Source organism: bacterium (assembly GCA_040754625.1).
GTDB lineage: Bacteria > JACRDZ01 > JAQUKH01 > JAQUKH01 > JAQUKH01 > JAQUKH01.
In genome coordinates this window covers 1-9,698 of sequence record JBFMCF010000091.1, presented here as the reverse complement: position 1 = coordinate 9,698, position 9,698 = coordinate 1, and the positions used below count along the sequence as shown (strand labels likewise).

Below are 9,698 nucleotides of genomic sequence, written 5' to 3'. Positions count from 1 at the left end.
ATAAAAAAGTATCCCCATTTTTTTGAAAAATATAAAAAATTATGCTTTTACACTTCCTTTTTTTATTTATTCCTTATTTCACAACTACTTACTGTTTTCTATGTCTATTTTTTGGGGATAGTCCTTGACTAAACAGTATCATTCCCGAAATTTTATTTTGTAACCGCTGCAGACTAAATCTTACCATAATATTTTCACGTCGTATTCAGCCATTATTTTATCAGAGGAAATTATGGGTATAATTCATGCGAAATACTTTATAATATCATCCGGCAATGGTTTATCAAAATCATCATGAATAATAACTTTCCCCTTGGCCGTGCCAAATTTCCTGATTTTACGGATCTCTTTGATAAGCTCGGGAAATAAATCTTTCTCCTGTATCTTTCTGATAATCTTTCCCTTTTTAAATAAAAGGCCGCAGCCTTTTCCGGACGCGACACCTATATCCGCTTCGCGCGCCTCCCCCGGGCCGTTAACCGCACATCCCATTACAGCCACTTTTATTGGTTTGTTTATTCCTTTAAGCGCCTTTTCAACCTTTTCAGTTAACTTAATCATATCGACTTCACACCTGCCGCAAGTCGGGCAGGAAATAATTTCAGGGCCTGTTTTTCTGAGGCCAACTGATTCTAAAATCTTTTGGCCCAGCAAAACCTCTTCTTCAGGCCGGGCAGTCAAAGAGACCCTTATAGTATCGCCAATCCCCTGTAAAAGAAGCGACCCGACACCCACGCTTGATTTTATCATACCAGGATAAAACGGCCCGGCTGCGGTAATTCCAAGATGCAGCGGATATTCGCATTTTCCGGAAAGCATCTGATATGCTTCAACGGTCATTGGGACGTCAGAACCTTTAAGGGAAACGACTATATCGTAAAATTTTTCTTTTTCAAAAAGAGAGATTTCAGACAGCGCGCTTTCCACCATGGCGCAAGAGGTAAACCCGAATTTTTCCAAAAGCCTTCTTTCTATTGAACCGCTGTTGACGCCGATGCGGATTGGGATTTTCTTTTCTTTTGCCGCCTTTACCACCTGGCGGATACGGTCCCTGTCTCCAATATTACCCGGGTTAATTCTTACCTTATCAACTCCCTGTTTTATTGATTCCAATGCAAGGCGGTAGTCAAAATGAATATCTGCAACCAGGGGGATTTTTATCTTTTTTTTGATTTCACCCAAACAGCATGCCGCTTCCTGGTTTAAAACAGCCACCCGGATAATCTCACACCCGGCTTTTTCCAGCAGCTTTATCTGCTTTACGGTCGAAGAAATATCGCGCGTATCGGTTTTACTCATTGACTGGACCGTTATTGGAGAATTACCGCCTATATATAAACTTCCTACTTTGACTTTTTTACTTTTTCGTCTTTTAAACATCGTCACTCTTCAATACTTTTCATTATTGACTTTCAACGAATCATGAACAACGTATCACGAATCACGGCTTTTTCTTTGCCGCTTCCATCGCTTTCGCCGTATCATCTATAAAAGTCCGGACGCCAAAACGTGTGTTTCTATGGTCAGCCATCTTGTTAATTAAAGCCGGCGGGATCGTTAATATATGCGCCCCCGACACCGCTGATTCCTGAATGTCCCTTATGCCCCTTATACTCGCTACAATAATTTTAGTCTTGTATTTAGGCCAGTGAGAAAGAAATTCGCATGCCTGACTGACCAGCACGGCGGAATCATGCCCTTCGTCTTCCACCCTCCCGGCAAAAACACTTGCGTATGTTGCATTTGACTTGACTGCGAGAATAAACTGCCCGAAAGACAATATAAGCGTCGCATTGACTTTTATTCCTTCTTCTTCCAGCTGTTTTATCACGTTCGTGCATGGAACCCCGTCCGCGTTGATTATCGGGATTTTGATCACGATATTTTTTGCCCACTTGGAAATGGCCATCGCCTGTTCAAGCATTTCTTTAGGATCATTGCTTGTAACTTCAACGCTTAACGGCCTTGGATATATCAAGTCAGCCAGTTCCTTGGAACCCCTTTCTATATCAAGCACTCCGTCTTTAAACATGATACTGGGGTTAGTGGTAACACCGTCCGCGACAGAACAATCAATCCATTTTTTTATTTCATTTTTATTAGCGCTGTCAATAAATATTTCCATATCTGCTCCTTTCTGTTTGTATTAAACTATGCTCTTCCTACTCCAACATATTCAAACCCGAGTTTTCTGATTTTTTCAGGTTCAAATATATTTCTAAGGTCAAAAATCAACCTGGTTTTAAGCAGCTTTTTTAATTTCATAAAATCTATTTCTCTGAATTCATTCCATTCTGTAAGAAAAACTAACGCGTCGCTGTTCTTCGCCGTGTCATAACTGTTAACGCAAAATTCTATTCCAGAAGAAAATATTTTTTTTGCCTCATTCATGGCAACAGGGTCAAAAGCCTTTATTTTGGCTCCTTTTTTTAATAATTCATTAATTATAACTACAGCGGGGGCTTCCCTCATATCATCTGTATTTGGTTTAAAAGAAAGGCCCAAAATTCCAATAGTCTTATTTTTTACACCTTTTGTTTTTTCTACAATTTTTTGAATCATCCATAATTTATGAGTTCTGTTAACCTCCATCACCGCTTTGGCAATTTTAAAATTATAACCAACCTGTTTAGCCAGGAATTCTAAACCGGATATATCTTTTGGAAAACAAGAACCTCCGTAACCGGGGCCCGCGTGCAAAAATTTAGACCCGATTCGTTCATCCAAACCCATACCCCGCGATACGACTTTAACATCAGCACCGACTAATTCACACAAACAGGCAATTTCATTGATAAAAGAAACTTTTGCCGCCAGAAAAGCGTTTGAGGCATATTTAATCATTTCTGCCGTTTCTAAATTAGTAGCTACAAAATAGGCACCGGTACTTAAAAATAAGCTGTCATAAATATCCTTCATTATTCTCAATGCCTTCCTGCTTTCTGTTCCTACTATAACACGGTTCGGCCTCATGAAATCCTGTACGGCTGAACCTTCTTTCAAAAATTCCGGGTTTGATACTATATCAAATGAGGTATGTTTGTTTTTTAAATTACAGCCTATAATTTCTGCTAAACGGCGGCATGTACCAACAGGCACTGTACTTTTATTTACTATTACTTTGTAAGAATTGATGTTTTTGCCTATGTGGGAAGCAACAGATTCCACCGCACTAAGATCAACTTCGCCATTGGATTTACTTGGCGTCCCCGCGGCAATAAATATCACTTTTGAAGCTTTAATTCCAGCATCCATGTCCGTGCTGAATTTCAACCTTTTGTTTTTAATATTATTTTTTAATATTTCTTCTAACCCAGGCTCATATATAGGGATAATTCCTTGCTTGAGTTTATTTATTTTATCTTTATTTATATCAACACAAGAAACATTGTTTCCTAAATCCGCAAGGCATACTCCGGCAACAAGGCCTACATAACCCGTGCCAATAACGCATATTTTCATTTTTAACTCCTATATTTTTTAAACCATTTAATTGTTTCAAAAATCCCGTCTTCCATGGAAATTTTGGGCTTCCATTTTAATACCTTTTCAGCTTTAGTTATATCCGGTTTCCGCATCTTTGGGTCATCCTGGGGTAAAGGGTAGGAAATAATATCGCTTTTACTTTTTGTAATTTTTTTGATCATTTTCGCAAATTCCAAAACCGTCACTTCATGAGGATTCCCTAAATTGACAGGCCCAATTTCTTTTGAACACATCATTTTATAAATCCCTTCTATCAAATCAGAAACATAACAAAAACTGCGGGTCTGGTTTCCATTTCCAAAAATAGTTATAGGGTTTCCCTTTAAGGCTTGATAAATAAAAGCTGGAACTACTCGTCCATCGTCAATTTGCATCCTCGGCCCGAAAGTATTAAATATACGAATAACCCTTATATCAACATTATAGTATCGGTTATAAGCAAATGTAATTGCCTCCGCGTAACGTTTTGCCTCATCGTATACCGCACGAGGGCCGGTTGGATTTACATTTCCCCAATAAGTTTCCTTTTGCGGATGGATTAAAGGATCCCCATAAACCTCAGATGTGGAAGCGAGGAAAAAAACCGCTTTCTTTTTTTGGGCCAGTTTCAGCATATTCTGTGTACCGAGAGAACCTGTTTCAAGCGTTTTAATGGGATATTTCAAATAATATACAGGGCTTGCCGGAGATGCAAAATTTAAGACATAATCCAGATTTTTTCTTATAGATAAAGGTTTAGTAATGTCATGTTTAATAAATTCAAAATTTTTGTGTTTTAAAAGACGGGAAATGTTATCTTTGTTTCCTGTAATAAAATTATCCACACATATTACATAATAGCCTTTTTTTATAAAAAAATCGCATAAATGCGACCCTAAAAAACCGGCACCGCCCGCGATTAAAATGTTTTTTTTATTCATGTTAGTTTATCTTTTGAATAATCCGCTTTCTAAAAACTCACATAATACGTGCCCGATAAGTATATGCGCCTCCTGGACCCGAGGGGTGGAAGACGAGGGGACATTAATACAAACATCCGAAACCCTGGATATAAGATTATTTTTATTATTATTTGTTAAACCTATAGTTTTGATTTTCATGCCTTTTGCGGTATTAATCGCTTCAATAATATTTTTCGAATTGCCGCTTGTCGATATCGCGAGCAGCACATCTCCCTTTTTTCCCTTCGCTTCAAGCTGTCTTGAAAAAACCTTATCAAAGCTGTAATCATTCCCGATCGCCGTCAGGGACGATGTATTGACAGTTAATGCCTCCGCATCAAGGGCTTTTCTTTCCATAAAAAATCTGCTGACAAGTTCCGTGGCAATATGCTGGCAGTCTGCCGCGCTTCCGCCATTCCCGCAAAGCAACAATTTATTCCCGGTTTTAAACACCGCGAATAATATATTTCCCGCTTCTTTTATTTTTAAACATAATTCCGGGTCGCTTTTCAATAAAGTAATTATTTTTATATGTTCATCTGCTGTTTTTTCAAATAATTGTTCTATCATAAAATATTTTCCCTCATATCCCGCTTTCGCTAAATATTATACCATACATCCGGAAAGGTTGTTTCCTGACACTAAGCTGGCACACTATAGCATTTCGGCACAGGACCGGAATATCTCTTTATCGGTCACGGCAATAATTTTTTTTTCTTTTTTTCTTTCCTTTTGGACACATTGAATTTCTCTAACTGCCATAACAAAAGAACGATAAAAATCAAAATCCAAAATAAAAAGATAAGTAACCAGTTTCCAAACAAGCGGGAAAAAGTGATAAAGAAAAATAGTCCCTGCCTCGCAGTTCTTCCATACAAGCAAAATCCTGTTGCGGTTCATTATCGTTTTCACATAATGATTTCTATTCTTTTCCTTAATTACCCCGTGCGGACCGTGATAAACAACACTCTTCGGCTCATAAATGGTTCTCCAGCCTCTCTTCCACGCCCTGTAACAGATATCCACATCCTCCCAATAAAACGGATAGTACAGCGGATTAAACCCTTCCAGTTCCAGAAATTTATCGCGTGAATAAGCGCAATGCCCGCCGACTGCGTAAAAGGAATAAAAAGTTTTTGTTTTTTTAATCAAATCATCTGCAGGTTCTCTATTGGATAAAGATGGAAACCTGATAAACCCGCGGGTAAACCTGGGCACTTTCCTGCCCTCGTTAAAGGTTTTCCTGTCATGAAAAAAAGATCGGCAGCTTACCGCGAAAACAGAAGTATCTTCAAAATGAGAAACCAGGGGGCTTATAAAATTTTTTTCCACTTCAACATCATTATTCAGCAAAATGACTACAGCATTTTTACCCTCTCTAATGCCGCGGTTTGACGTTTCTCCAAAACCTTTATTTTTTTCATTTACTATCAATTTAATTTCAGGATAACTGCTTTTAATAATATCCCTGCTTCCATCGCTGCTCTCATCATCAACCACAATTATTTCAACCTGGCCGCTGTAAAAACGACATGCCTCTTTCAACGAATCAAGACATTTTACAATGACCTTTTCGCCATTCCAATTTGCAATTACAATACTGACAGATTTTTCCATAATCGGCACTAATTGTTAAATTAAATAATTCCCCAGTTTTTCAAATACCAGTTTATTGTTTTAACAATCCCGCTTTCAAAATTTTCTTCTGCTCTCCACCCGAGTTTTGTCTCTATTTTTGCCGTGTCTATCGCATACCTTTTGTCATGGCCGGGCCTGTCTTTTACGAATGTTATCAAGTCCCTGTAACTTATCGCTACAGGGTAAAGCATATCTAAAACATCACAGATTTTTCCCGCGATATAAATATTCGTTTTCTCATTTTTTCCGCCGATGTTGTAAGTTTCGCCTTTTTCTCCTTTGTGAAAGGCGAGATCAATCCCCTTGCAATGGTCAAGAACATACAGCCAGTCTCTGATATTTTTACCATCGCCATAAATAGGAATTGGTTTCCCGTTTACCGCCGCTCTTATAATGACGGGAATAAGTTTTTCCTTATGTTGTTTGGGGCCGTAATTATTAGAACAATTTGTTATTACGGTATTCAATCCATATGTGTGAAAATAACTCCTGACAACCATGTCGCTCGATGCCTTGCTTGCGGAGTACGGGCTGTTGGGGCGATAAGGCGTTTCTTCGGTAAAATATCCCGTTTCTCCGAGCGTCCCGTAAACTTCGTCGGTCGATATATGATGAAACCGCGTATTTTCACACGAAGGCTTATATTCGAACGGCCCCGCCATCCAATGGCTTCTTGCCGTGTCGATTAACGTAAAAGTCCCTAATACATTAGTCCGCACAAAAACTTCCGGACCTTCTATGGAATTGTCCACATGGGATTCGGCGGCAAAGTGAATGACTCCCTTAACATCAAACTCCTCAAACAGGGATTTCACCAGCTTACCGTCACAAATATCGCCCTGGACAAATTTATATCGCGGGTGCCCTTCTATTTCCTTTAAATTTTCAGGATCACCGGCGTATGTCAGCTTATCAAGGTTAATTAAAAAATAATCCTGGTATTTTTCGATAAAATACGGGACGAAATTGCTTCCTATAAAACCACAGCCACCCGTTATTAGAATCGTTTTCATCTTATTTACTCCCTTAATTTAATTTTCAATGCACACAATTTATTCGTATGATTTTGCGCTGTAATCAAAAATCTCAGCATTATCGAGAGAGGGAAAATTACTGTCTCTTTTGCAGACAATTATATCGTTTTTGTTTATTTTCCAGTCGATATTTAAAGTTTTGTCATCAAACTGTACCCCTTTTTCGGATTCCGGCGAATAATAATTATCAGCCTTATAGGCCACAATGCATTCATCGCTCAAAACCGCGAAGCCGTGAGCAAACCCCCTCGGGACGAATAATTGTTTCTTGTTTGTTTCGCTGAGCTCGATCGCAACGTATTTTGAAAACGTGGGAGAGCCTTTTCTGATGTCCACGGCAACATCCAATATCTTTCCTTTAATAACCCTTACAAGCTTGCTTTGGGTGAAAGGCGGGATTTGATAATGCAGTCCTCTAACAATACCGTAAGTCGACTTTGATTCGTTATCCTGCACGAAATTTATTTTTCCGATGTTTCTTTCAAATAAAGAGGCCTTATAGCTTTCAAAAAAATATCCTCTTTCATCAAAATAAACTTTAGGCTCTATGATAAAAACATCCGGTATTTCCGTTTTTATAAAATTCACCCAGATCTCCCTCCTGTAATATAAACTATTTTTTCCAGTCCCTCATTTTCTCCTTTATCTTAGAAAGGGCTGGATTCATTATTGGCCTTCTATAGAATTAATACTTATTTAAAAACAGAATATTAGAAAGTAAACCAATCTTCTCTAAAAGTTTTTTATCAGCGGTAATTAAAGAACAACCGAAATTATTCGCGAGACTTATGTAAGCAGAATCATAAACGGTGATATCATATTTACGCGCCAGTCTGACAGCTTCTTTCATAACATCCTCGTTTGCCGGCCTCAAAATTCTCATTTCATAGATACCTGTTATCGCGTTTAAAATCAGTTTTTCTTCCAATGCGCTTTTATAACGAAGGACATTAGCCACCTCATAAATCAGCAATTCAGGAGCTATTATCTCTATTTTTCTGGTTCTGAAATCCTCTCTAAGCCTGTATGCGTTCTCAATGTTTTTTTCATTTTCTTTTGTATGCCATTTTAAAATCACGGAAGCATCTAACACATAAGTTAATCTTTTCAAAAGCTTCATTTACGGCCTTCTCTCCATTTTCTTAGATCTTCAGCAAAATCATATTCACCTACCTTTTCTCGAATCTCATTTTGAAGTTCAATTGCTTTCTCAATCCCTCTTTTTTTTTCTTCTTCCAGTTTTTCATCTTCCAAAACACGAATATAGGACTCAAAGGCCTTGCGTAAAAAACCTGACCGGGTCAAATGTTTTTCTTTCCGCTTATTCTCTATTTCTGCTAAGATGTCATCTGACATTGAAATATTTATTTTTGCCATTTTTTCTCCTTTTCTTATAATTATCACAAAATAAGACAAATTTGTCAACACTATTTTGGGCAAAAAAGGAGAGAATTTATTGCGCACTTTTGTTTACCTGTAGCCTGGCAGTCAAAAATTCTTGGTTGTCAAATTTATAAGATAATTACCATATTGATTTTTCTTAAGAGGCTCGGCAAGTTTGAGTAAATCTTTTTTCGATATATATCCCAGAATATAAGCTATTTCTTCTATACAGGCCACCTTCAATCCCTGCCTGTCTTCGATCGCTTTAATAAATAGACTCGCGTCTGAGAGGCTCTCATGCGTGCCCGTGTCAAGCCACGCGTAACCCCTCCCCAGTAATTCAACACTGAGTTTTTCCCTTTGCAGGTATTTTCTATTGACATCCGTTATTTCCAATTCGCCTCTTTCCGAGGGCTTAAGATTTTTCGCTATTTTTACGACTTCGTTATCATAAAAATAAAGACCGGTTACCGCGTAATTGGATTTTGGAACTTTTGGTTTTTCTTCTATCGAGACAACCTTTCCTTTTTTATCAAATTCAGCGACTCCATACCTTTCAGGGTCATTTACATAATATCCCAAAATTACAGCCCCGCCTTTTTCACCGACATTATTTGAGGCTTTACGCAGCAATTCCGTCAGATTATGGCCGTAAAATATATTATCACCAAGAACAAGACAAACACTGCTTTTGCCTATAAATTCCTCCCCAAGAATAAATGCCTCCGCCAGACCGTTCGGATTTAACTGTTCCTTATATGAAAACTTCAAACCTAACTGGCTTCCATCGCGGAATATTTCCTTAAATCTCGGCAGGTCCTGAGGGGTGGAAATAATAAGAATTTCTCTTATCCCTGCAAGCATCAACACCGACAGCGGATAATAAATCATCGGTTTGTCATAAACAGGCAAAAGCTGTTTACATACCGACAATGTAACAGGATAAAGTCTTGTGCCGCTTCCGCCGGCTAGAATTATGCCTTTCATATATATTTACCTCATATTAAAAACACTTTTTATAAAAATTTATACTCATACAATGTATTTCTAATCCTAAAACAAGCGAGTTTTTTTAAGCGCGACTTAAAGTTAATCGGTAGCCATGGAAAATCTTTATTTTCGCTCTATTCGTCCATATAAAATTTATTTTTTGTTTCGTTAAACTGGGAAAATATTTTTTTAAGTCTAATTTTGGCCAAAATCATAAAAAATTGAC

11 protein-coding genes are annotated in these 9,698 nt (G+C 38.0%); all 11 read right to left on the bottom strand.

What is annotated here, in order from left to right; all coding sequences use genetic code 11:
- Positions 1-243 precede the first annotated feature (243 nt).
- Positions 244-1,380: a flavodoxin-dependent (E)-4-hydroxy-3-methylbut-2-enyl-diphosphate synthase gene (ispG, locus tag AB1498_08255; GenBank protein MEW6088281.1), complete on the bottom strand. Its 1,137-nt coding sequence runs from the start codon at positions 1,378-1,380 to the stop codon at positions 244-246.
- A 61-nt stretch (positions 1,381-1,441) separates the two neighbouring features.
- A complete protein-coding gene (locus tag AB1498_08250) occupies positions 1,442-2,125 on the bottom strand; it encodes a transaldolase family protein (GenBank protein MEW6088280.1) in 684 nt (227 codons plus the stop codon).
- 26 nt (positions 2,126-2,151) lie between these two features.
- Positions 2,152-3,462: a UDP-glucose/GDP-mannose dehydrogenase family protein gene (locus AB1498_08245; protein ID MEW6088279.1), complete on the bottom strand. Its 1,311-nt coding sequence runs from the start codon at positions 3,460-3,462 to the stop codon at positions 2,152-2,154.
- 2 nt (positions 3,463-3,464) lie between these two features.
- Positions 3,465-4,406, bottom strand: coding sequence for a UDP-glucuronic acid decarboxylase family protein (locus AB1498_08240; protein ID MEW6088278.1), 942 nt, complete (start codon positions 4,404-4,406; stop codon positions 3,465-3,467).
- Between the two features lie 6 nt (positions 4,407-4,412).
- On the bottom strand, positions 4,413-4,997 hold the full coding sequence (locus tag AB1498_08235; protein ID MEW6088277.1) for an SIS domain-containing protein: 585 nt from the start codon (positions 4,995-4,997) through the stop codon (positions 4,413-4,415).
- A gap of 84 nt (positions 4,998-5,081) precedes the next feature.
- A complete protein-coding gene (locus AB1498_08230; protein MEW6088276.1) occupies positions 5,082-6,044 on the bottom strand; it encodes a glycosyltransferase family 2 protein in 963 nt (320 codons plus the stop codon).
- A 20-nt stretch (positions 6,045-6,064) separates the two neighbouring features.
- Entirely contained in the window at positions 6,065-7,078 is a 1,014-nt protein-coding gene (gene rfbB, locus AB1498_08225) for a dTDP-glucose 4,6-dehydratase (protein MEW6088275.1), read from the bottom strand.
- Between the two features lie 39 nt (positions 7,079-7,117).
- Entirely contained in the window at positions 7,118-7,687 is a 570-nt protein-coding gene (gene rfbC, locus AB1498_08220) for a dTDP-4-dehydrorhamnose 3,5-epimerase (protein MEW6088274.1), read from the bottom strand.
- A 97-nt stretch (positions 7,688-7,784) separates the two neighbouring features.
- Positions 7,785-8,219, bottom strand: coding sequence for a type II toxin-antitoxin system VapC family toxin (locus AB1498_08215; protein MEW6088273.1), 435 nt, complete (start codon positions 8,217-8,219; stop codon positions 7,785-7,787).
- Positions 8,216-8,476, bottom strand: coding sequence for a ribbon-helix-helix protein, CopG family (locus AB1498_08210; protein ID MEW6088272.1), 261 nt, complete (start codon positions 8,474-8,476; stop codon positions 8,216-8,218). The genes AB1498_08215 and AB1498_08210 overlap by 4 nt, the downstream gene beginning before the upstream one ends.
- A 111-nt stretch (positions 8,477-8,587) precedes the next feature.
- The gene (rfbA, locus tag AB1498_08205; protein ID MEW6088271.1) at positions 8,588-9,469 is read right to left on the bottom strand and encodes a glucose-1-phosphate thymidylyltransferase RfbA; all 882 of its coding nucleotides are present in this window, start codon (positions 9,467-9,469) and stop codon (positions 8,588-8,590) included.
- Positions 9,470-9,698: the final 229 nt, after the last annotated feature.